The organism is Rhizobium halophilum, from assembly GCF_021648825.1.
GTDB lineage: Bacteria > Pseudomonadota > Alphaproteobacteria > Rhizobiales > Rhizobiaceae > Neorhizobium > Neorhizobium halophilum.
Map to the genome: position 1 here is coordinate 188,027 of NZ_JAKJHS010000007.1, position 23,059 is coordinate 211,085.

At 60.4% G+C, this 23,059-nt stretch carries 21 protein-coding genes; 8 read left to right on the top strand and 13 right to left on the bottom strand.

The annotated features are described in order from the left end of the window. Window positions 1-113: 113 nt before the first annotated feature. The 3 genes from LXM96_RS14835 to gpt all read right to left on the bottom strand — a co-directional run bounded on the left by LXM96_RS14835 (window position 114) and on the right by gpt (window position 6,052). A complete protein-coding gene (locus tag LXM96_RS14835) occupies window positions 114-1,010 on the bottom strand; it encodes a hypothetical protein (RefSeq protein ID WP_239999324.1) in 897 nt (298 codons plus the stop codon). Between the two features lie 102 nt (window positions 1,011-1,112). Continuing rightward, a complete protein-coding gene (locus LXM96_RS14840) occupies window positions 1,113-4,928 on the bottom strand; it encodes a vitamin B12-dependent ribonucleotide reductase (RefSeq protein WP_239999325.1) in 3,816 nt (1,271 codons plus the stop codon). Between the two features lie 626 nt (window positions 4,929-5,554). After that, a complete protein-coding gene (gene gpt / locus LXM96_RS14845) occupies window positions 5,555-6,052 on the bottom strand; it encodes a xanthine phosphoribosyltransferase (protein WP_239999326.1) in 498 nt (165 codons plus the stop codon). Between the two features lie 277 nt (window positions 6,053-6,329). Between gpt and LXM96_RS14850 the strand changes: the two genes are divergently transcribed. Then, window positions 6,330-6,956, top strand: coding sequence for a hypothetical protein (locus tag LXM96_RS14850; RefSeq protein WP_239999327.1), 627 nt, complete (start codon window positions 6,330-6,332; stop codon window positions 6,954-6,956). 75 nt (window positions 6,957-7,031) lie between these two features. Next, window positions 7,032-7,277 carry a DUF982 domain-containing protein gene (locus tag LXM96_RS14855; protein WP_239999328.1) on the top strand — a complete coding sequence of 82 codons (246 nt, stop codon included), beginning with the start codon at window positions 7,032-7,034 and terminating at the stop codon, window positions 7,275-7,277. A gap of 45 nt (window positions 7,278-7,322) precedes the next feature. Here LXM96_RS14855 and LXM96_RS14860 read toward each other — a convergent pair whose 3' ends face one another. Continuing rightward, window positions 7,323-8,159 (bottom strand): universal stress protein, encoded by an 837-nt coding sequence (locus LXM96_RS14860; RefSeq protein ID WP_239999329.1) that lies wholly within the window; start codon window positions 8,157-8,159, stop codon window positions 7,323-7,325. A 98-nt stretch (window positions 8,160-8,257) separates the two neighbouring features. Then, window positions 8,258-9,043: a competence/damage-inducible protein A gene (locus tag LXM96_RS14865; RefSeq protein ID WP_239999330.1), complete on the bottom strand. Its 786-nt coding sequence runs from the start codon at window positions 9,041-9,043 to the stop codon at window positions 8,258-8,260. Window positions 9,044-9,282: 239 nt separating this feature from the next. Between LXM96_RS14865 and wrbA the strand changes: the two genes are divergently transcribed. Continuing rightward, entirely contained in the window at window positions 9,283-9,882 is a 600-nt protein-coding gene (gene wrbA / locus LXM96_RS14870) for an NAD(P)H:quinone oxidoreductase type IV (protein WP_239999331.1), read from the top strand. 403 nt (window positions 9,883-10,285) lie between these two features. Here the strand turns inward: wrbA and LXM96_RS14875 are convergent, their stop codons facing one another. The 3 genes from LXM96_RS14875 to LXM96_RS14885 all read right to left on the bottom strand — a co-directional run bounded on the left by LXM96_RS14875 (window position 10,286) and on the right by LXM96_RS14885 (window position 11,301). After that, window positions 10,286-10,525: a hypothetical protein gene (locus tag LXM96_RS14875; protein WP_239999332.1), complete on the bottom strand. Its 240-nt coding sequence runs from the start codon at window positions 10,523-10,525 to the stop codon at window positions 10,286-10,288. Between the two features lie 141 nt (window positions 10,526-10,666). Next, window positions 10,667-10,984, bottom strand: coding sequence for a sensor histidine kinase (locus LXM96_RS14880; protein WP_239999333.1), 318 nt, complete (start codon window positions 10,982-10,984; stop codon window positions 10,667-10,669). Beyond that, window positions 10,984-11,301, bottom strand: coding sequence for a PAS domain S-box protein (locus LXM96_RS14885; RefSeq protein ID WP_394801970.1), 318 nt, complete (start codon window positions 11,299-11,301; stop codon window positions 10,984-10,986). The genes LXM96_RS14880 and LXM96_RS14885 overlap by 1 nt, the downstream gene beginning before the upstream one ends. On the opposite strand from LXM96_RS14885, the gene LXM96_RS21855 reads away from it, so the two are divergent. Further along, the gene (locus LXM96_RS21855; protein ID WP_262913684.1) at window positions 11,230-11,403 is read left to right on the top strand and encodes a hypothetical protein; all 174 of its coding nucleotides are present in this window, start codon (window positions 11,230-11,232) and stop codon (window positions 11,401-11,403) included. The two genes, LXM96_RS14885 and LXM96_RS21855, sit on opposite strands and share 72 nt — an antisense overlap. Window positions 11,404-11,521: 118 nt before the next feature. On the opposite strand, the gene LXM96_RS14890 is transcribed toward LXM96_RS21855, so the two are convergent. The 3 genes from LXM96_RS14890 to LXM96_RS14900 form a co-directional block, all read right to left on the bottom strand. After that, window positions 11,522-11,881, bottom strand: coding sequence for a hypothetical protein (locus LXM96_RS14890; protein ID WP_239999334.1), 360 nt, complete (start codon window positions 11,879-11,881; stop codon window positions 11,522-11,524). A gap of 604 nt (window positions 11,882-12,485) precedes the next feature. Continuing rightward, complete coding sequence (locus LXM96_RS14895; protein ID WP_239999335.1) at window positions 12,486-15,080, bottom strand: response regulator; 2,595 nt, start codon at window positions 15,078-15,080, stop codon at window positions 12,486-12,488. A 162-nt stretch (window positions 15,081-15,242) separates the two neighbouring features. Continuing rightward, window positions 15,243-16,697: a TrkH family potassium uptake protein gene (locus LXM96_RS14900; protein ID WP_239999336.1), complete on the bottom strand. Its 1,455-nt coding sequence runs from the start codon at window positions 16,695-16,697 to the stop codon at window positions 15,243-15,245. 87 nt (window positions 16,698-16,784) lie between these two features. On the opposite strand from LXM96_RS14900, the gene ilvA reads away from it, so the two are divergent. Then, on the top strand, window positions 16,785-18,050 hold the full coding sequence (gene ilvA, locus LXM96_RS14905; protein ID WP_239999369.1) for a threonine ammonia-lyase: 1,266 nt from the start codon (window positions 16,785-16,787) through the stop codon (window positions 18,048-18,050). Window positions 18,051-18,129: 79 nt separating this feature from the next. Then, window positions 18,130-18,453 (top strand): HlyU family transcriptional regulator, encoded by a 324-nt coding sequence (locus LXM96_RS14910; RefSeq protein WP_239999337.1) that lies wholly within the window; start codon window positions 18,130-18,132, stop codon window positions 18,451-18,453. A 54-nt stretch (window positions 18,454-18,507) separates the two neighbouring features. On the opposite strand, the gene LXM96_RS14915 is transcribed toward LXM96_RS14910, so the two are convergent. Next, window positions 18,508-19,122 carry an FMN-dependent NADH-azoreductase gene (locus tag LXM96_RS14915; RefSeq protein WP_239999338.1) on the bottom strand — a complete coding sequence of 205 codons (615 nt, stop codon included), beginning with the start codon at window positions 19,120-19,122 and terminating at the stop codon, window positions 18,508-18,510. A 144-nt stretch (window positions 19,123-19,266) separates the two neighbouring features. On the opposite strand from LXM96_RS14915, the gene LXM96_RS14920 reads away from it, so the two are divergent. Next, a complete protein-coding gene (locus LXM96_RS14920; RefSeq protein ID WP_239999339.1) occupies window positions 19,267-20,229 on the top strand; it encodes a LysR family transcriptional regulator in 963 nt (320 codons plus the stop codon). 190 nt (window positions 20,230-20,419) lie between these two features. Then, window positions 20,420-20,980, top strand: coding sequence for a DUF2087 domain-containing protein (locus LXM96_RS14925; RefSeq protein ID WP_239999340.1), 561 nt, complete (start codon window positions 20,420-20,422; stop codon window positions 20,978-20,980). 28 nt (window positions 20,981-21,008) lie between these two features. Here LXM96_RS14925 and LXM96_RS14930 read toward each other — a convergent pair whose 3' ends face one another. Beyond that, window positions 21,009-22,994, bottom strand: coding sequence for a bifunctional 2',3'-cyclic-nucleotide 2'-phosphodiesterase/3'-nucleotidase (locus LXM96_RS14930; protein ID WP_394801965.1), 1,986 nt, complete (start codon window positions 22,992-22,994; stop codon window positions 21,009-21,011). Window positions 22,995-23,059: the final 65 nt, after the last annotated feature.

The following is a 23,059-nucleotide window of genomic DNA, read 5'->3' on the forward strand; positions in this document are numbered from 1 at the left end:
AGAAGTTCTAGATCACTGCAATCTCTTTGATCTCTTTATTGCGGTCTCGAGAGAGCAATTTCTCACTGATGTCAGTCGACATGATTGCTTCAGAGAGCGATTGGCTCGGCTGTTCAATCCCAGAGCCCATAATCCTTCGCAGATGTGACTCCAGGTTCTGGGGCTTCACCTCGGCCAAATGGCTGAGACGTTTTCTCGCGCTCTTTCTCCATCCAGGAAGCCAATAGGCTCAGTTTGCTTGGCTGAAAGAAATCGCGAGTAAACGCGATGCAAGCATCCACAACCTCCGCAGCCTCCAAAGTCTTCTGGTGCTTAGCAGCGAGATTTGCGAACATCTGGTCGGTTGGCTCTGTCCTCACTGACTGTACGGCATAGACAAACGCTTCTACGAGAGTAACTCGCTGAATTATCTGTTTCAGATAGGGAATAGCGCTGCTTGGTGAGACGTGCGTAACAATTGAATGTTGCTCAATGCGTTCCAACTGCTTTGCATTTCCGCCCACAGCAACGTGAGAGGTCTCTACGAGACGGCCGTTGTTTCGGGCGAGGTGGGTCAGAAGGTGCGCTACAGGTTTCTCGTGTTTTAGATGCATTTCAACCCAAGCCGACTCTATATGAGTAAGTAACGGTCGGTAGCTTTTAAGCCATCCTTCGATAGGCTCTATCGAATTGGCAATCGCTTGGATGACGTAGCGGTTATGTGCGCGTCGGGTGCGCTGCTTGAACTCGCCTGCGCATAGCCTAGCTGTTTCGGCGCCGAAAAACTCTTTGGCGCAGGAGCTACCAAAAAGCATCCGTTTGTCACCGTCGACAAGCCCTGTAATGCCGTTGAGATGGCGATGGCCACCGCAAATATGGCAGTACATCCGCTCCCTTTGACTTCGGTAGAAGTTGTCAAAGACAACTTCACTAGGGACCGCCGTCACACGTTCTTTTGGGAGGAGCCCAATCTGCTCATAGGGCGTCTCAGTGAACAGTCGTTCAGCACGAAGGTATGCACGAAAATCCATTTCAAACGCTCCAGTGTTGATCGCTCCGTTTCTACTTTGTTCCCCCCTGCAGTTGCGGCCCGGGGCTGCCCGGGCCGCAACTATTACGAATTAGGCATGCAGTTACGAGCAACCGCTCGTCGCACCACACGTGTCGCACTTCTCACACGTCCCGTTCCGCACCATCGTGAAGTTCTGGCACTCGGAGCACATGTTGCCGGTGTAGCCCTGGGCGATCGAGCGCATGCGGCGTTCGGCTTCGACCTTCTTGGCCTCCGTCTTGGCAGCGGCGGCGTCGGCGGCGGCTTTGTCGGAGAAGAGGGCGGTGGAAGCCTGCTGCTGTTCGGTGGCAAGCTCTTCCGACACGTCTTCGGCAATCTCCTCGGCCAGTTCCTTGGCGCGCTCTTCGTAATCGCGCTTGAAGGCGACGATTTCGGAGGTGGCGACGGCAACGGTGGGTTCCAGCTTGCGGGCGGCGGAGCCGGCAAAGGAGGTGACGTTGCCAACCGAAGCCTTGGCGGGAGCCGCGGTGGCTGCACCCTTTGGTTCGCCAGCCGAGCGCTCGCTGCTGGAAACCAGCGTCGGCTTGTAGCCGCGCGTCCAGCCGGTCGACACGAGGTTGGTCTTGCCTTCCTGGATGCCCTTGCCGAGTGCCGTGTTGGAGAAGTCCGACGTATCGACATGCGCGAGATCATGACGGCCGAGATAGGAGACGGCGAGTTCGCGGAACACGTAGTCGAGGATCGACGTAGCGTTCTTGATCGCGTCGTTGCCGGTGACAATGCCAGCGGGCTCGAACTTGGTGAAGGTGAAGGCCTCCACATATTCTTCCAGCGGTACGCCGTATTGCAGGCCAAGCGAGATGGCGATGGCAAAATTGTTCATCATCGCGCGGAAGGCGGCGCCTTCCTTGTGCATGTCGATGAAGATCTCGCCGATGCGACCGTCGCCGAATTCGCCGGTGCGCAGATAGACCTTGTGGCCGCCGACATTGGCTTTCTGGGTATAGCCCTGGCGGCGGTTCGGCAGCTTTTCACGCTCGCGGGTAACGCGCTCGACCACGCGTTCGATGATCTTTTCCGTGACCGTGACCGCCTGGGCGGCCACCGGCTGCTGGATCAGGTCTTCGAGCGCATCCTCGTCGTCCTCGTCCTCGATCAGTGAGGCGTTGAGCGGCTGGGAAAGCTTCGAGCCGTCGCGGTAGAGCGCATTGGCCTTCAGCGCCAGCTTCCAGGAGAGCATGTAGGCTGCACCGCAATCTTCCACGGTGGCGTCGTTCGGCATGTTGATCGTCTTGGAGATCGCGCCCGAGATGAACGGCTGGGCCGCTGCCATCATGCGGATGTGGCTTTCCACCGAGAGATAACGCTTGCCGATCTTGCCGCAGGGATTGGCGCAATCGAAGACGGGCAGGTGCTCTTCCTTCAGGAAGGGCGCGCCTTCGAGCGTCATCGCACCGCAGACATGGATGTTGGCGGCCTCGATCTCCTTCTTCGAGAAACCGATATGCTCCAGGAGGTTGAAGCTCATGTCGGCGAGCTGCTCGTCGGAAACCTTGAGCACGTCCTTCAGGAAGTCGGCGCCGAGCGTCCACTGGTTGAAGACGAACTTGATGTCGAAGGCGGCCTTGGTGGCACCGTTGATCGCCTCGATCTTGTCGTCGGTAAAGCCCTTGGCGCGCAGCGAACCGGGGTTGACGCCGGGCGCCTGGTTGATGTTGCCGTGTCCGACGGCATAAGCCTCGATCTCAGCAATCTGGCTCTCGGTATAGCCGAGCGTGCGCAGCGCTTCCGGAACGGCACCGTTGATGATCTTGAAGTAGCCGCCGCCGGCGAGCTTCTTGAACTTCACCAGCGCGAAGTCAGGCTCGATGCCGGTGGTGTCGCAATCCATGACGAGGCCGATCGTGCCGGTCGGCGCGATCACGGTCGTCTGGGCGTTGCGGTAGCCGTGCTTTTCGCCGAGTTCCAGCGCCTTGTCCCAGGCAGCCTTGGCATGGGCGGAAAGATCCTGGTCCGGGTTCTCATCGTGGAAGAGCGGTACCGGGTTGACCGAAAGCTGCTCATAGCCGGTGGCTTCACCGTAAGCTGCGCGGCGATGGTTGCGCATCACGCGCAGCATGCTTTCGCGGTTCGGCGCGAAGTTGGGGAAGGGTCCGAGCTCGCCCGCCATTTCGGCGGAGGTCGCATAGGCGATGCCGGTCATGATTGCGGTGAGCGAGCCGGCAATCGCGCGGCCTTCCTTGGAATCGTAGGGAATGCCGGTCGACATCAACAGGCCGCCGATATTGGCATAGCCGAGGCCGAGCGTGCGGTACTGGTAGGAGAGTTCGGCGATCTCCTTGGACGGGAACTGCGCCATCATGACCGAGACTTCGAGCACGACGGTCCATAGGCGCACGGCATGTTCGTAGTCGGCAATGTTGATGCGCTTCGTGTCCTTGTCCTTGAACTGGAGAAGGTTGAGCGAGGCAAGATTGCAGGCCGTGTCGTCGAGGAACATGTATTCCGAGCACGGGTTGGAGCCGCGGATCGGGCCACCGGCCGGCGAGGTGTGCCAGTCGTTCATGGTGGTGTTGAAGTGCAGGCCCGGATCGGCGGAGGCCCAGGCGGCGTAGGAGATCTTCTCCCACAGGTCGCGGGCCTTCAGCGTCTTCATCACGCGGCCGTCCTTGCGCGCGGTCAGGTTCCACTCGCCATCGTTTTCGACGGCACGCAGGAAGTCGTCCTTCAGCGAGACGGAGTTGTTGGAGTTCTGGCCCGATACGGTGAGATAGGCTTCCGAATCCCAGTCGGTGTCATAAGTCTTGAACTCGAGGTCCTTGTAACCCTGCTTGGCGAACTGGATCACGCGGCCGACATAGTTTTCCGGAACCATGTCCTTCTTGGCGGCGCGAATCTCGCGCTTCAGCGCAGGGTTCTTGTTCGGGTCGAAGCAGTCGTCGCCTTCGCCTTCGCAGTTGACGCAGGCCTTCATGATCGCCTTCAGGTGCTTGGCGACGATCTTGGAGCCGGTGACGAGGGCTGCGACCTTTTGCTCTTCCTTGACCTTCCAGTTGATGTATTCCTCGATATCCGGATGGTCGATGTCGACGACGACCATCTTGGCCGCGCGACGGGTCGTGCCGCCGGACTTGATCGCGCCCGCTGCACGGTCGCCGATCTTGAGGAAGGACATCAGGCCGGAGGAACGGCCGCCGCCGGAAAGCTTCTCGCCTTCGCCGCGCAGCATGGAAAAGTTGGAGCCGGTGCCGGAGCCGTACTTGAAGAGGCGCGCTTCGCGGACCCACAGATCCATGATGCCGCCCTCGTTGACGAGGTCGTCGCCGACGGACTGGATGAAGCAAGCATGAGGCTGTGGATGCTCATAGGCCGACTTGGACTTGGTGAGCTTGCCGGTGAAGGGGTCGACATAGAAGTGGCCCTGGCCCGGACCGTCGATGCCATAGGCCCAGTGCAGGCCGGTGTTGAACCACTGAGGGGAGTTCGGCGCGACCCGCTGGGTGGCGAGCATATAGGCAAGCTCGTCCATGAAGGCGGAGGCATCCTCTTCCGAGGAGAAGTAGCCGCCTTTCCAGCCCCAGTAGGTCCAGGTGCCGGCAAGGCGGGTGAAGACCTGACGTGCATCGGTTTCGGAGCCATAGCGCTGGTCTTCCGGCAGATCCTTCAGGGCCTTTTCGTCAGCGACCGAGCGCCAAAGGAACGAAGGGACATCGTTCTCTTCGACCTTCTTCAGCCGCGCCGGCACACCGGCCTTGCGGAAATACTTCTGCGCCAGGACATCGGTTGCGACCTGGGAAAACTGCGCCGGTACGTCGATATCCGCCAGGCGGAACACGATCGAGCCATCAGGATTGCGGATCTCACTGACCGCCTTGCGGAATTCAATGTCCGCATAGGCACCCTGGCCGGGCTGGGTGAAACGACGTTCGATGCGCATTGCCTTGTGTCCCTCGTCTGTGGCCCGCTCAGGGCGCAAATTTCCGGCCCGGCCGCTCGCCATCATGGGCAGCCGGGAAATCTCTCGTCCAGGTGAATCATCCGGGATGTCCAACCTGTATCTTGTGTTGATGGTCGACTGCAACACTAAATATAGCGTTAACAGCGTCTTTTTACCAGTGCCAACACGAGCTGCTGCGATCGGAAAAAGGCGCAGGCAGTACTCCTGGCGGACAGCGTCTCAGGCCGCCTGCCATGGTCATTTTCTGCTTGAACCTGTTTGAAAGAACCGGCCTCGTTACGTTCGGTCCAGTCGCCGCTGCAACATGACGTGCAATCTCGTCCCCTTGGCAAGATTCGTCAAGGCATAGATCGCCATACATTCTTAACCACAAGATATTGTGTCGAGACCTTGTGGAAAACGGGGAGAGAAAAAAGAAGCAGGAAAGTCAGGTATTTGCAGCGGCCGGTTGGCGTGAGGGAGGGTTTCCTCCCCACGTCATGCACAGGCCTGCCGAAGTCTTTGCGCACTTCAACAGGCCGGTGTTGCAGATTGGTCCACAAGCGAAAAACCGAAGGACAGGGGCGGGAGTCTACAGCACGAAAAACTGTCACCGCCGGTAGAAGCTAGCCCTTGTGGCCTTTGGCGATCGGCTCCTGATAGGTGAAGCCCATGTCCCAAGGGAAGTAGATCCAAGTGTCCTGGCTCACTTCGGTGATGAAGGTGTCGATCATCGGGACGCCGGACGGTTTGGCATAGACGCAGGCAAAATGGGCCTTCGGCAGCATCTCGCGGACTTCCGACGCGGTCTTGCCGGTGTCGGTCAGGTCGTCGACAACGAGCACGCCCTCGCCACCATTGACGGATAATTCCGGCGTGATCCCCTTCAGCAGGTTCATTTCGCCCTGACTTGAATAGTCATGGTAGGACGCGATGCAGACCGTTTCGATCAGGCGGATGTTGAGTTCGCGCGAGATGATCGCCGCCGGGACCAGGCCGCCTCGGGTGATGCAGACGATAGCGCGAAACTCCTGGCCGGAGCCGGCGAGGCGCCAAGCAAGCGCACGGGCGTCGCGGTGGAACTGGTCCCAGGAGACGGGAAAGGCTTTTTCTGGAAGAGACATGGGAGGAGCCGTTAGCGAGAGCTGCGTTGGCTCTCGCTAATAGCGGCAAGTCCGGCGCCCTGGCAAGACGTCGAGTTGTAAACAGGCATGGGTGAATCGGCTTCACGTACAACGGAAGCCGTGCCGCCGGAGGTGCGCCTGAACTCCTCTGGGGCGGGTGAACAGCGGTGTCGGACCTTTGGCCCAGTCTCCGGAGCATTGGTCCGAGGGGGATCGACATTTCACCATCGGCTCACAAGCTTTGCGCGGGGCGACAAGACTAAAAGGAGATGAGAACATGATCATTCGATCCCTCACAAGATCTGCAGCCATGGCTGCCATCCTCTTGTCCTCGGTTGCTGTGGGAGGGCACCTGCCTGGTTTTACCGACACCGTCTGGGCCAAGGGCGGTGATGGCGGAGGAAACGGCGGTGGCAACGGCGGTGGCAATGGCGGAGGAAACGGCGGCGGTAATGGTGGAGGGGGCAACGGACACGGCGGCGGACGGAGTTCCGAGCGCGACAACTCTGGAAAGTCGCAGATTGGCGAAGCGCCTCGAGGCCAGAGCGACAAGAACGCCAACCGACGTGCCGAGCGAAGCGCAGCCGAACCTTCCCTCAGCCGCTCCCAGCTCAAGGGCTTGAACTCCCTCAACCGCAACTATCAAGCCTATCTCAACAGCCGCGACCCGCGCATGGCGGCAGTTTCCGCTTATACGATGGACTACGCCCAGTATGAGATCGACCATGGCGTGTCTCCTCCGGAAACCGACGCAGCTCTCGGTGATGAGGCACTGCGGGATGCCTTGAGCGCCTTCACCCCCGATCCGATAACGGACGACATGCTGGCGGAAGCGAAGGCTGTCCTGGGTGTCGGAAGCGCTGACGGCAAGATTGACCAGATCCGTTCGACGATGGACCGATAGAAGAGATCGAGCCGCAGCCGGGGAGCGATTTCACTCCCTGGCTGCCTTGGATTCCGGCAGAACAAGGATACGAGGATGCCTGTCGACCTCTGGGACCGCAGCGTGGAATTGATGATCGACAGCGAAGATCACTTCCGCTGCGTCAGAAACAGCCGAGAAGCCTACGAATGTCTGTCGACCTGTTGGCCCAGCAAAAGCGGCAAATGGCTTATGGTGGCGCGAAAGCGCTGTATGGAGGCACTGGAAGGCGAGGGCGATCCCGCCGAGGCAGAGGCCGCCTTCATCAAGGCTGCGGAGGAGGCCGGGATCCTACGCACATGATCCCAATCAGGGCAAGCTTGCCACCGGAACCGCTCCTGCGCGCTTCTAACGTGACATCAGCGACAGCGCCGTCATGGATTCGAGCAAGCTGCGGGTGACGCCGCCGAAAAGCATCTCCCACCAGCGCGACGTGCCATAGGCGCCCATCACCAGAAGGTCGACGCTGTTGTCGGCAAGACGGTTCTCGATGGCCGTGGCGGCCGGCACGCTTCCGCCCTCACGGGTGGTGAGCGTGACGTTGACGTCATGCCGGGCAAGCGCCTCGGCAAGTTCCACGCCAGCCATATCCGGTTCCTCGTTCGCCCGCTCCGGCGGATCGACGCAGAAGATCTCGACGCTCTCGGCGCTCTTCAGGAAAGGGAGCGAATCAAAGGTCGCCCGCGCGGCCTCGCGCGACCCATTCCAGGCAATCATCACGCGGCGAATGTCTTTCGGATGCTTCATCACATAGGGCACGAGCAGAATGGGCCGGCCGGTGTCGAAGAGCAGGTTCTCGAGTTCCGAGCGGCTGTCGTTGGCTGGGTCGCCCTGACTTGCCACGACGAGATCGGCTGCCCGGACCGTTTCCATGACCGAGGATCCGGCATAGCCTGCCGAAGAGACGAAGCTGCGCCATTCGGCCGAGCGGCCTTCGCGTGCAATGCGTTCGCGAAAAATCTTCTCCACCTCCGCGGTCTCGCGCCGAGAGGCCGCTTGCAACGCCTCGATTGCCGCTGGATCCGGGATTTCCATCGGGGCGATCAGCGGGACCGCGGCAAGAGTTTCGGCATGGAGGCCGAGAACGTGGGCGTCGTACTTCGCCGCCACGGCCAGCGCAAAGTCGGCGATCTGTGCCGCATGCGCCGGCGAATCGAGAACGGCAACGATGGTTTTGTACGTCATGGTCTCTCCCTCAAGCTGGTGCCCTGTGTTTCAACCAATTTCGTCGTGCAGCCTGTCGCCTTCCTTGATGCGGGTCAACTCTGCGTCGAAATTGCTACTCAGGCGTCCGGCGAGACGTTCGAGGAGATGCGCTTCCCCTCCAGTTCGCGCACCATCTGCATGACGGCTTCGGCGGCCGCCTCAAGTTCCTCCGCATGGCGGGCGCGCACGACGATCTCGGTCGAGAAGCGCTGACCGTCATACTTCGGATAGGAGCCGATGGTGGTCTGAGGATGGGTTTTCTGTATGGCGGCAAGTGGAGTGCCGATGTCACCCTCGCCAAACGGGCAGGGGAGCGCCCGCGACAGCATCTTGGTGCCTGTGCGCAGTTCGGCGACAACGTTGTCGAGCATGGCCTGGAACACCTGCGGGACCCCCGCCATCACGTAGACATTCTCGACAATGAAACCGGGCGCTGTCGACACCGGGTTGGCAATGTGCCGTGCGCCCTGCGGCATGCGTGCCATTCGCTGTCGCGCCTCGGTAAATTCCATCTCGCGTCGCTGATATATCTCGCCGAGCAGCCGCATCGCCTCCGGATCGTGCACGCAGGGCAGACCGAAGGCCTCTGACACCGCATCGGCAGTAATATCGTCATGGGTGGGGCCAATGCCGCCGGACGTGAAGACGTAGTCGTACCGCGCCCGCAGCGCATTCAGCGCATCGACGATGGCCTCTTCTTCATCGGCGACGATCCGCACTTCCTTCAAGTCAATGCCGGAAAGCGTCAGCACGTCAGCGAGGTGGCCGATGTTCTTGTCCTTCGTGCGACCGGAAAGAAGCTCGTCGCCGATGGCGAGCATGGCGGCGGTGACGAGAGGGGAGGGGTCGGTCGCTTGGGACATGATGAATCCTGATGTTCTACGGGTTGTGCAGTGGTAGGCCGAAATGTGGAAAAGCAGAAGAGGCTGCCGGAGAGGAAAGAGATCAATGGGGGCGGAACCGATGACAGATCAGAGGGGTTCGTCCTTGGAAAGCGAACACTGCGTCGACTGATGCAGGGGCTGCCAGTGTCGGCTTTGCCGGGTACAGGTAAGGATCTGCCGGCAGACGGCGCAACTTCAACGAAAGCGGAGACGACAGCATGGCGAAGGTTCTGGTCCTTTATTATTCGGCCTACGGCCACATCGAAACAATGGCAAAGGCCGTTGCCGAAGGCGCCAGTACCGCCGGTGCAGACGTCACCATCAAGCGGGTTCCCGAGCTCGTTCCCGAAGAAGTGGCCAAGGCCTCCCACTACAAGCTTGACCAGGAAGCGCCGATTGCGAGCCCCTCGGAGCTTGCCGACTACGACGCCATCATTGTGGGCGCTGGCACCCGCTTCGGCACCGTTGCGTCGCAGATGCGCAGCTTCTGGGATCAGACCGGCGGCCTCTGGGCCGAAGGCAAGCTCGTCGGCAAGCTTGGGTCGGTCTTCACCTCCACCGCTACCCAGCATGGCGGACAGGAATCCACCATCCTGAGCTTCATCCCGACCTTCCTGCACCAGGGCATGGTCGTCGCGGGCCTTCCCTATGCCTTCCAGGGCCAGACCGGAGTGGACGAGGTCAAGGGTGGATCGCCCTATGGCGCCAGCACGATTACCGACGGAGACGGCTCCCGCCAGCCTTCAGCCGTCGAACTGGAGGGCGCACGCTACCAGGGCAACTACGTTGCCAGACTTGCGGCCAAGCTCGCGGGCTGAGCCCGTTCGTTCGTTGCCACGAAGACATGGAGTCCCCCCGACTCCATGTCTTCGTGGTCGTGCGCGTTTTTTGTTGGGTTCATTCCTTGCACGTATGCCCGGATCCGCCGCCGAGGGGCGGGCGTATCGCCGTAGCTTCCGGTTGCGCCGCGACTGGCTGACAAAGGCCGGATAAAAAAATGCCCTGCCAAGAGACAGGGCAAAAGGGGAAAAAGCCCGGCTTTCTCGATCGGGCAAAGTGATCATGCACGGTGGGGCGCACACCCGCGAGTGCAGATGAGGCCCTTCCGGTACGGTTGGAACATTTTCGTATGTTCTCGCTATCTATCCGTCTCGCAGGTTGAACGATAGGCAGCGAGAAGAGGTGCGCAAGCGCTGGACCGGACCCGTCGGGCGATCCAGACTACCAATCGTGAGAAGGATTGCCGACAAAAACGGCGATTTCGGCGTCCGGCCCGAGCGCAGCTCCAACGAGATCGACGCAGCGGCTGCGCTCTTGACGAATCCCATCGGCAATCATCCGGGTCACATCCTTCTGGCCTGCCGTCAGATGCCGCGCAGCAATCGCCCAAGCCGTTCTCTGGATGTCGTCGGCGAAGACGGGGATGGCATCATGCGCAAAAGCCGCAGCAGTCCGTGTCATTAAGGATTCTCCGAAAATTGATGCTGCAAATGACGGCAACAAGATTGCCCGAAGCTTGTTGCTGTTGTCGGTGGTAGAGGAGAATTTCGCTTCTGGATCAGGAGACGTTGGTTTCGGGAACGCGTCCTGTCAGATGGCACTTCAAGCCGTCGCCAATTCGTGAATCGCCATCGTCAGCGTCAAAGCCTGTTTCGGCGGCAACAGGACAGGTGGCCCGCTGATCAGGGCGGGCTGCTGTTCCGACTGAAATGGTGCTAATGTGCTGAAGGCGAGGTCGTCGATGGTCACCGCCGTCGCCTGATCATCGCCGAGCAGCAGTTGGGCATGGGCGACGGCCTTGAGCCGGCCTAGAAACGTGTCGCGAGCAGCAGCCAGATCCTCCCCCTTCAGCGACTGCAGGGCGAGAGCCTGAATGACGGAAATGAGGTTCTTGATTCGGTGCGCCAGCTCTCCGCGCATCAGCTCTCGCCGCTCTTCGAGAAGCTTGCGCTCGGTGACGTCCTGACCACGAGAACACCGGCAATGACCTCGCCGTTGCGCGTGATAGCGGCATTGGAGCAGGACACCGGGATCTGCCGGCCGTCGCGATGAAAGAAAACGTCTTCATGCGCCTTGAGACTGCGTCCTGTGGCGAAGACCTCGCCAAGGGCACATTCGGACATCGGAAACGGCGTTCCGTCCGGGTGATGATGGTGGATGACGTCATGCAGCTTTCGTCCGAGAAGCTCGTTTTGGCTCCAGCCGAACAGTCTTTCCGCCGCAGGGTTGGCAAACAGGGTGCAGCCGTCTCTATCGATAAGAAAGATGGCGTCGACAGAATTGTTGGTGATGAGGCGGGCAAGACTCGACTCGTCGCCAAGCCATCGAGCGTGACCTGAAGCATGTTCTCCCCCGTCAAGCGAGCCGTCTGTGGGTGGCGCAATTCCAACTCAGTGCTGTTGGTGTAAGCACTAATCTGGTTGAACGCAAATTCTCGCCAATGTCGAAGGCAGGAGTTTAGATGAAGTCGATCTCCGACAGCATCTCGGCGAGCCTGGCCTCGCCTGTCGTGCCTTGCTGAAACAGATGCATCAGCGTTGCCGCCAGTCCCTCGGCCTGTGGTGTGTTCTTGGCAATCCCGGACCTGGCGCAAACGTGGTCAAAAACTCTCTGCAGCATGGCCAGTTGCTGCGGATCGATGGTATCGACCGGTTGTTCGAGATGAGCCCCAATCATGTCGCGCTTCCCCATGTTCCACAAGACATAGCGCCTAAGCTTCTTCTTCGTCAACGAAGGCTGACCGAGGTGGGGAAAGGTGTCTGTCTTTGCCGGGCCATCCGCCGGCACCCGATGCTGGAGCAGAAGTGTCAGCAACATCCAAATCGCGCGCCTTCCTGGAAGCGGTGTCGCCAATCGTCATCGCGGAGTTAGACCCCGAGGGTAGGGAAGGGGCTCCAAGCGCAGAGCACGGCAGGAATGCAAAATGGGGATGGTGCGGACGGCGGGGCTCGAACCCGCATGGCCGAAGCCGAGGGATTTTCTTACCAGCTACGGTTTTCACCGCCGCCTTACGGCGTTCGTGGTCTGGACTATACCTTCACCCTGGCTTTCGCTTTAGGTGCTGCCCGTCTAGTCTCTACACCTTCCTCTTGCGAGGCTTGGCTCGGGATTGCCATCTTACAGGTTTCCCCGACTTTGAGCAGTTCTACAGCCGGCGTTTCCGCCGGTGCACTCAACTTGTCTTCAAGTCCCTTGTGTCTACCAGTTTCACCACGTCCGCATGCCCCCTGCTACCAAAGTGGCGGAGCCTTCTCAACCAATTAATTTGAAAGGTCCTGCTGCAGGGCTCGCAAGCTGATCGTTTGGATCAGGGGATGGCTGTGGCAGGCCGCAGAGGCCGGCCGGGCTTTGCGTGACTGCAGGTTGGCCGGCCTGACGGAACAACGCTTGGACGATGGTCGCGCACCCAAGCCTGCCGTCACTAGGCTTCGTCGCCCTTGATGATGTCCTTCACGCGCCTTGCGAGAGCTTCTCCGGAAAACGGCTTCGTCATCACCTGCATGCCGCGCTCCAGATGACCGTGGTTCAAGACCGCGTTCTCAGCATAGCCCGTGATGAACAGAACCTTCAGGTCCGGCTTTGCCACTCTTGCGGCATCGGCCACCTGGCGACCGTTCATGCCATTGGGGAGGCCAACGTCTGTGACCAGCAGGCAAATGTCACGGTGCGCCTGAAGGATCCTCAATGCCGAAGGCCCGTCGTCCGCCTCAAGCACGTGGTAGCCCAGTTCTTCCAGGATCTCCACCGCAACCATTCTCACAAGCGGCTCGTCGTCCACCACCAAAATGGTTTGGCTACCGGATGCCCGAGGCGCGTCTGCCTCCCGCTCCATCTCTTCATCGGCGGGCGTGTCGGCGCTGTGGCGCGGGAGGTAAAGGCAGACCATCGTTCCCTGCCCGAGTTCCGAATAGATGCGAACCGCTCCGCCCGATTGACCTGCGAACCCGTAAACCATCGAGAGCCCCAGACCAGTGCCTTGGCCCATCGGCTTTGTCGTGAAAAATGGATCGAATGCGCGAGCGATGGTTTCATTCGACATACCCGTGCCCGTGTCGCTGACACACAGGGAGACATATTGCCCAGGCGGGAGGCCACGTTCGCGGGCGGCCCGATCGTCCAGCAATCGGTTGCCGGTCTCGATGGTGACCTTGCCGCCGTCCGGCATGGCGTCGCGTGCATTTATGCAAAGGTTGAGCAAAGCGTTCTCCAGTTGCCCAACGTCGACGAAGGTCGTCCAGAGACCGCCTGCCGCGACGGCTTCAACGGCGACAGCGGGCCCGACGCTGCGGGTGATCAGGTCATGCATACCAGCCACAAGCCGATTGAGGTCAGCCGGCTTTGGATCCAGAGTCTGACGTCTGGAGAAAGCCAGAAGACGTTGCGTCAACCCTGCCGCTCGTTTGACAGCCGACTGTGCGCCGTGCAGGTAGCGATCCACTTCGGCAATCCTACCTTGGGCAAGGCGCGTGTTCATGAGCTCAAGGCTGCCGCCGATCCCGGCCAAGATGTTGTTGAAGTCGTGCGCGATCCCTCCTGTGAGTTGACCGACCGCTTCCATCTTTTGTGAATGAAGAAGGGCCTCCTCAGCCTGAAGCAGAGCCGCGGTGCGCTCTTCGACGCGCGCTTCCAGCGATGCATTCAGTTCGGCAAGGGCGGCCGCGGTGCTGCGCAATTCCGCTTCCGCCCGGACGCGCTGAATATGGGCCCAGGATCGTTCCGTGACCTCGCGAATGAGGGCGAGTTCTTCGGCCGACCAGGTATGCGGCAGCTTGCTGTGGATGGCCATCAGTGCCGTGAGCTTGCCATCGCGGATGAGAGGCATGCAGATGGTGGCGGCGATGCCGATGTCCTGAAACGTCTTCGCTTCCTCCGGGGCGAGTTCACGAGCGTTGTCGTTGATGATGAGAGGCAGCCCACGGGTGAGTTTCGAGACGGCGAGCTTGCCAAAGGCGGCAAGGCTGTAGTGGCCGACAATTGAGGGGGAGCCTTCCGCTGCCCAATCTCCGCGAATGGTAAAGCCGTCTTCGTCATCGTCCATGTCCGCATAGGCGCAACTGGACAACTGTAGGTACTCGCCCACCATCCGTGTCGTGACAGCAAGCAGCGTGTCAGCGTCGCCGGCTTTGCCAGTTTCCCTCGCGAGGTCGTCGAGGAACCTCAGCCGGGCTTCTGATTGCCGCAGGGCTGTTTCACTCAACGTCCTTTCGGTGACGTCGGAGCCCGAAACGAAAATATTGCTGATCTTCCCGCCCGCGTCCCTGATCGGTTGGTACACGAAATCCAGGTACCGATCCTCGACCGGGGCTTCGGGATGACGCCGGAGCGAGAAGAGCCGACCCATCGCCGCATAAGCCTTCCCCGATACCGAAATCTCCTGCAGAAGGCCCAGGTAACCTTGCGCGATCGATTCCGGAAGCGCGTCCTCCACCGTTTTGCCGATGACGTCGCGGTTGCCGACCAGGCGCATGTAGGCCGGGTTGGCGTACTCGATTCGGAAGTCGGGAACGCTCAGCATTACCATGAAGCCGGGAGCGTTCTCGAACATTTGCCGGTAATGCTCGCGCTCCGAGAGCAATGTTCTGCGCCCATGAACTGCCTCGGTGGTCTCGATGGCCGTATCCAGCATTCCTAGGACAATGCCGTTCTCGTCTCGGATTGGGCAGTAGCAGAAGGTGAAGTATGCTGTCTCTGTGTGGCCGTGCCTGGTGGTCTGGAGCGGGAAGTCCACGAAATAGCCCGCTTCGCCTGCCAGCGCCTGCTCCGCGATGGGCTTCAGGGCATCCCAGGTCTCGCTCCAGGTGACCCGAAGAGGCTGGCCCAAGGCTTCGGCCTTGGCACCGAGGATCGGCAGAAATTCGTCGTTGTAGATTGCGATCAGGTCCGGTCCCCAAAAAAGACACTGGGGAAAACGGGAGGCCACCATCGCGTCTACCGAAATCTTCAGAGCAGATGGCCAGGATTCTATGGCCCCCAACGGCGTGGTTTCCCAAGGAAATGACCTGATCTTCTGCGCCATCAGGCTTGTTGATGATGGAAATAACGTGCTGCTTGCCATGAGCCCTGATCCGATGCCGAGCGAAATTAGCGCTCACGCCCGTGAAGTGAAGTGCCCATTGGAGAATCAGGTCACCGTATCTACTGACCCCAAACGGCCAGCGGTGGTAAGAACGATTGATGTCTATTGGCGCCAGAAGAGCGGGGTGAGCAGCACCAGCACCGTCAGGATTTCCAGACGACCGGCGAGCATCATCACCGAGAGCAGATAGAGCGCCGAGTCGCTGATCGTTGAAAAATTACCGGCTGGGCCGACGATGTCGCCAATGCCGGGACCGACGTTGGAGAGCGCCGTGATCACGGAGGAGGCGGCGGTGAGGAAGTCGTAGCCGAGCAGCGTCATCGCCAGGCTGCCGACCGCCCAGAGGAAGATGTAGAGCGCCACGAACAGGAAGATGCCTCGCTGCGCTTCCGGTTCTATCACCGAGTTGCCGTAGCGGATGGAATAGACCGCGTTAGGATAGATCAGGCGCTTGAGGCCGGTGCCGACGATGTTGAACAGCACGACGAAACGGTAAGCCTTGATACCGCCGGCGGTCGAGCCGGTGCAGCCGCCCATGAAAGTAGCGAAGAAGGCAAGCGCCACCGCGAACGGCCCCCAGGTGGTGTAGTCGGTGCTGGCATAGCCGGTTGTCGACAGGATCGACGACATGTTGTGGAACGAATGCGCGAGCGCCGTGCCGAGACCCACGTCGTTCTGTAGGTGGTGATAAACGGCGAGTACCACCGCAAAGACGAAGAGATAGCCGACGAAGACGACGATCTGCGGGTCGCGAAGCGAATCGAGCCGGCGTCGCACAACGAAGATGATCAGCAGCGAAAACGGCAGGCTGCAGATCGTCATGAACAGCGTCGAGATCCACAACAGCGGAATGCTATCGAAATAGCCGAAAGAGGCGTCGTGGGTCGAGAACCCCCCGGTGGCGACCGTCGTCATCGCGTGGTTGAGCGCGTCGAACCGCGACATGCCCGCCCAAGCGTAGCAGATGGCGCAGATGAGCGTAATCCCGACGTAAATCCCCATGAAGGCCCGGGTGAAGCTGGCCAGACGGGCGAAGGGCTTGTCGCTGGTATCGGACGATTCCAGCTTGAAGAAGGACATCCCGCCGACGCGCAGGAAAGGGAGTACGAAAAGGCCGAGGGCGACGATGCCGATCCCGCCCAGCCACTGCAACAGCGAACGCCAAAGGAGAATACCGGGAGGCATGTTGTCCAGACCGACTAGGACCGTCGACCCGGTGGTGGTGATGGCGGAGATGGACTCAAACAGTGACTGCGCAAATGTAAGCTCGTGGTCGGCCAGGAAGAGCGGGATGGCCCCGACAAGAGAAAAGATGACCCACAACAGGTTGACGAGCAGGAAGCCCAACCTTTTCGTAAAGACGGGCGGGGGGCCGCGGGTGGCAAGTGCCGTCATCAACGAGATGCCGCCGACCATGAAAGCCGAGAGGGCGAAGACCTGCCAGTCCTCGTGCCCATAGTAAAGGTCCACCATCGCCGGAAGGAACATCGCGGTGGCCAGATAGAGACCGCAGAGGGCCGCGATATACATGGCCGGCCGAAGAGCACTGGCGTTCAAATCGATGTTCCGATTTCTCGTGTGGCGCGAAAGAGGGTTTTCCCTCCTCCGGTGGCTATGGCATAGCGAGAAGACATGCGAAATTCAATGGACGGAGCGAACGTGGACAAAGTTGCGGTGGACGATGCGCGCCGGGCGTTGCGGGAGATATTTCCCGAAACGCCGTTGCAGTTGAACGAGCACTTGAGTCGCCGCTTCGATGCACAGGTCTGGCTGAAGCGCGAAGATCTTTCGCCGGTGCGGTCCTACAAGATCCGGGGGGCGTTCAATTTCTTCCGCAAGGCAATGGCCGCGGGGGGCCGGGGACGCACCTTCGTCTGCGCTTCCGCCGGAAACCATGCGCAAGGTTTTGCCTTCGTCTGCCGGCACTTCGCAGTGCCGGGCATCGTGTTCATGCCGGTCACCACGCCGCAGCAGAAAATCGACAAGACCCGGATGTTCGGTGGCGAATTCATCACCATCCGGCTGATCGGCGATATCTTCGACCAGTGTTATGCGGCGGCCAATGCCTATGTGGAGGAGACCGGCAGCGTCATGGTGCCGCCCTTCGACCATGCCCATATCATCGAGGGACAGGCGACGGTGGCAGCGGAGATTTTCTCCCAGTTACCCAAAGGCAGCGTCCCGGACCTGCTGATACTGCCGGTCGGAGGCGGTGGTCTTGCTTCGGGTGTCACCGGCTATCTGCAGGAACAGTTGCCTCCGGAGGCATTCGTGCTGGTCGAGCCGGAGGGAGCGCCCAGCCTGCGCCGCAGCCTGGAGGCGGGGACTCCCGTTCGGTTGCCGAAGGTGGACAATTTCGTCGATGGCGCGGCCGTGGCCCGCGTTGGTGACCTGAACTTTGAGGCGCTGAAGCGATTCTCGCCGGAGCAGGTGCTGCTTGCGCCTGAGAATGCGATCTGCTTGACGATCGCCGAGATGCTCAACCTCGAAGGCCTGGTGCTGGAGCCGGCTGGCGCATTGTCGATCACCGCCCTCGAAATACTTGGGACGGAGCGGCTTCAAGGAAAGACAGTGGTGGCGGTCGTTTCCGGAGGGAACTTCGACTTTGAGCGTCTGCCGGATGTGAAGGAAAGGGCGATGCGCTATTCCGGGCTGAAGAAATACTTCATCCTCCGGCTCGCGCAACGGCCTGGCGCCCTCCGCGATTTTCTAAACCTCCTCGGCGCCGAAGACGACATCTCGCGGTTCGAATACCTGAAGAAGTCAGCTCGAAATTTTGGCTCCATCCTGATCGGTATCGAAACCAAGGATCCGGCGAACTTCAAGGAGCTGATCAGGAGATTCGAAGCCGCCGATCTCGGCTATCAGGACATTACCGACAACGAGATCCTGGCGAACTTGATCATTTAGACCTTCTCAGGCTCTAATCGCAGATGAGCTAGATGGCGGATCCAACCGTTCCGCTTCCATCAACATGTCAGGCAGGGCTATGGCTTCGTTTCTTTCCAGCATCCTCTCGATCTTTTCACGCGGTTCAACGCCGGAAGCTCCGGCGGGCCCTGATGCCGAGCCACAGATGCACGGCGACTGCATGATCTTTGCAAATCCGATCCGCGAAGGAAGCCAGTTGCGGCTGGCTGGTCGCATCGAAAAGGAGGTGGATGGTGAAGTGCTGGTGCGCCACTTCATCCGTGCCGACGTCTTCACATCGAGCGACGAGGCAATCGAGTGCACCTTCCGCAAGGCGAGGCAGATCATCGACCAGAGCGGAGCATCGCTCTTCTCCGATGGAGAAAAGTCGCGCTCTGCCTAACCACGGAGCGCAACCGGAACCTGGATTTCCGCGCGCGAGACCCGATCCGGATCTCTAGGCCGCAGCTGCCAGCTCCACGATACGCGCGTCGGCGTCCGCCAGAGCTTTGTCAAAGGCCTCCGGCCCAAAGGCTGTTCCTTCGACGTAAACCACCTCCACGTCCGTCATGCCCATGAACGATAGGATCGTCTTCAGGTACGGGACGGCATGGTTCATGCCCATGGCCGGACCTTCGGAATAGATGCCGGCGGCTGAAAGGACGATGTAAACCTTCTTGCCGGTGGCAAGTCCTTCGGGACCTTCGGCGGTATAGCGGAACGTCACGCCGGCGCGGGCAACATTGTCGATCCACGACTTGAGCGTCGAGTAGATGTTGAAGTTGATGAGACCGGTCGCCAGCACGATGGTATCGGCGGCAAGAAGCTCGGCTACGAGTTCATCCGAAGCTGCAGCCGCGGCAGCCTCTTCAGGAGTGCGATCGGCCGCCTGTTTGCGGATGGCGGATGTCGTGACGGTGTCGAGGTGGGCGATCGGCGTCTCTCCCAGGTCGCGATGGACCACGGTGGCGTCTGCCTGCTTTGACTTCAGCTTCTCGACGAGATCGAGCGCAACCTTGGTTGAGACGGATTCGGCGCGGGGACTGGAGGTGACGAGGAGGATGGATGACATGGTGATCTTCCTGACTTGTTTGGCTGACTTGGGAGGTCGTCGCGGGGAGGTAGGCCGCGCTCGCGAGCAAGAGATAACTCTGGACACCTATCGAGTTAAGCGTGATAATCTCGAAGAGAGCTATCGAAGATATGGATGGATCCAATGGACGCGAATCCGACGCTCGACCAGTTGCAGGTCTTCCTCGCCGTGGCAGAGACAGGCAGCTTCTCGGCCGCCGCGCGCAGGCTCAGCCGGGCGCAATCGGTGATCAGCTACACAATCGGAAACCTGGAGTCGCAGTTGGAGGTCCCCTTGTTCGAACGGGCAGGTCTTCGCCAGCCGAGGCTGACGGAGGCGGGCCGTGCCATGCTTCCAGACGCGCGCAGGATCGTTGCGGATCTTCAAGTGATGCGCTCGCGCGCCAAGAGCATGAAGCAGGGCCTTGAGCCGGAGCTTTCGCTTGCCATCAGCGTCATGGTGCCGGCGGACGCCGTGGTCGAAGAGCTTCGTGAGTTTGGCAAACGCTTCCCGACGGTCGCCTTGAGCCTGAACGTCGGGGAACTGGGCATGGTCATGGACATGGTGTCGACCGGTCGGGCCGGCATCGGCCTTGGCGGGGCGCTGCCGAAGCCGGATGACACGATCCACGCGGAGAAGATTGGCCACTCCTTCATGCTTCCGGTTGCTGCAGCCGATCATCCGCTCGCGCGGCTGGAACGCCCGTTGACGCTGGCCGATGTTCGCGAGGAAACGCAACTTGTGGTGACGGATGCCTCTGGCTTGACCAAGGGGCGGGACTTCAATGTCCTGTCGTTCAAGACCTGGCGGGTGAGCGACATCGCTACCAAGCACCAGTTGATCCGCGGCGGCCTCGGCTGGGGCGGGCTGCCTGCACCCCTGGTGCGCGAGGACCTGCAGAGCGGGCGGCTCGTGGCCCTGCGGCTTGAAGCTTATGAGCAGGGGGAATATCCGCTCTATGCGTTGCGGAAGGTGTCCAGCCCGACAGGTCCGGCAGGATCATGGCTGGTGGAGGCCTTCAGGAGGAGGCTTTCCAGCTGCCCCAGTGCCGATGAGTTTGCCGTCACGATCGAAGCGCACAGGTCTTGGATCGATGCGGCCGAGTAGTCCAGCCGATTGACGCTCCTTCGCAACAGAGCTAGAACGGCGTCACGGTCAGCAGTTCACCAAGGCGTCGCCGTCCCTTCAAGGGAAGCTAAACCTGCGATTTGAGATCATCAGCACTTATCTCGTGCCGAAGTCGACAAGACGGCGACCATCGACCACCTTATCCGGAACGGCACATCGAGGATAAGAGATGACCAGAACCATCTTTCCGATGGAAGTCGCCGACATTTCCGCTTTCGCCAAATCCTTGCGCGAACAACTCGGCAGGCTCGATCACAAGCCCAGCCACGTGGAGATGCTCAATCTGTTGAGCCGCGCCGGGGGCTACCGCAATTACCAGCACTTCCGCTCCACGGTCTGCAGAGCCGAGGTCTTGCTGGACTGGCAGTTTGATGGGGAGACACTGCCGGTGCCGGATGAGGAGCGGGTGAAGAAGACCCTTCGGGTCTTCGACCGCAGCGGACGCATTATCCGCTGGCCGAGCAAGCGATCGCAGCAGGAGCTTTGCTTGTGGTACCTGTGGGGTAGGATCCCGGCGGGCGAAACTTTTTCGGAGCCGCAGATCAACCTCCTTCTCGGTGCCTTGCATCTCTTTGGAGACGCCGCGCTCCTGCGCCGCGACCTGGTGGACATGGGACTCATGCGGCGAAACAGGGATGGCAGCGACTACCGGCGAAATGAGAAGGAGGCGCCGCTGGAGCTCACCTTGCTGAACCGCCGGATGAAGGAGGCGGCGCGCGAGGCTGCTTGAGGGCAGCCACGCATTTCTCCCGCCGGCGCTAGAGGATCAGCCGGAATTTGGCGAAGCCTTCGGCGCCGTCGCCGGCATCCTCGATCTTCGCGCCTTTGACGTCGGCCGCATAGTCGCGCCCCTTCGGCCCGGTCTCGAAGACGGCGGTCGTGCCTTCCATCGGCTTGAACGACCAGTTGGCGTCAGCCGACGGATTGATGGTGCCCTGTTCCATGATGTAGCGCACGACCACGTCCCGGTTGGTGTCGGGAGCGACGAAGATGACCTTGTCGCCGGCGATCTCGGGAAACTTGCCGCCACCACCCGCGCGATAGTTGTTGGTTGCCACCACAAACTTCTGCGCGGGATCGATCGGCTTGCCTTCGAATTGCAGATCGACGATGCGTTGCGCATCCGGATTGACGAGTTCGCCATCCTTGCCAAAGCGGGCCGGCTGCGAGAGGTCGATCAGATAGGTAACGCCGTCGATGACGTCGTAGTTGTACGACGGGAAGCCGGCATTGATGAGCGGAGCATCCTTGGCGCCAGGCTCGATCTGGTTGAACATGCCTGCGGACATTTCCAGCCAGTTCTTCACCTGCTCGCCGGTGATCAGCACCGCCTGGACCGTATTGGGGTAGAGGTAGAGGTCGGCGACGTTCTTGATGGCAATGTCGCCCGCAGGGACATCCGTATAATAATCGGCGCCGCCGCGACCGCCTGCCTTGAATGGCGCGGCTGCGGAGAGCACCGGCAGATCCTTGTGCTCGCCGTCCTTGAGCATGTCCTTGATGTACCAGGTCTGCGCATTCGAGACGATCTGGACGGACGGATCGTCGGCCACCAGCGCGAAATAGGAATAAAGTGGCGCCGAAGTCTTGCCGACGGGCCGGCGGACATAGGCGAGGGTGGCTTCGTGCTCATTCTTCACCGCAGCCGTCACTTCCGGCTTGTCCTGGACGTCCGCGACGACCTTGCGGTCTTCGTTGCGATGGTAGATCGGCCGTGCCTCTGTCGTGAAGTCCACGATCTTCCAGCTACCGCCGTCCTTTTCGAGAAGAAGATCGATGAGGCCCATGTGCGAGCCCCAGAAGCCGGCCATCACTGCTGGCTTGCCCATCAGTGTTCCCCTCGCGGCGTCTGCACCCGCAATGCCATCGAAATCCTTCGGTCCGGGGAAAACGAGATGTTGGTGCCCGGTGAAGACCGCGTCGATGCCTTCCACACCCGCCAGGTAGAGCGAGGCGTTCTCCATGCGGTCGCTCATTCCCGAGCCGTCGATGCCGGAATGGGCAAGGGCGATGACGATATCCGCCCCTTCCTCCTTCATCACCGGTACCCACGCCTTGGCAGCATCGACGATGTCGCGAGTCTGTGCCTTGCCCTCCAGGTGCTTGGCGTCCCACACCAGGATCTGCGGCGGCACGAAGCCGATGAAGCCGACCTTGACCGTGCTGTCGGCCCCGGAGCCGTCGCGGATCCGCTTTTCCAGGATCACGTAAGGCTTGAAGAAGAGTTCATCCTGTTTGGGATCGGACGCCAGCATGCCCTTGGTAAGATTCGCGCAAACATAGGGGAAGCCAGCGCCGGCAAGTACCTTGAACATGAAGTCGAGGCCGTAGTTGAATTCGTGGTTGCCGAGCGTCCCCGCATCATAGCCGAGCACGTTCATTGCCTTCACGACTGGATGCTGGTCACCCTCCTTCATGCCGCGTTCATAGGCAATGTAATCGCCCATGGGATTGCCCTGCAGGAAGTCGCCGTTATCGATCAGCATCGAATTACCGGCCTCCGCCCTGATCGAGTCGATGATCGATGCCGTGCGGGCCAGGCCCATCGTGTCGTTCGGCTTGTCGCCGTAATAGTCGTACGGCATCACATGGACGTGGATGTCGGTGGTCTCCATGATCCTGAGGTGGGCCTGGTTTGCCTGTGCGCGAGCGGCGAAGGGGTGCAGGACCACCAGCGCCGAACTGGCGGCGATGCCGGTCAACAACGAGCGGCGCGTGAGAGGACGGAGAGTATTGTGCAGCATGGTCAATCCCCAGGATGATCTTGTCGAAGATTATGCGCAATCGCACAGAAGTACATCGGCAAAAT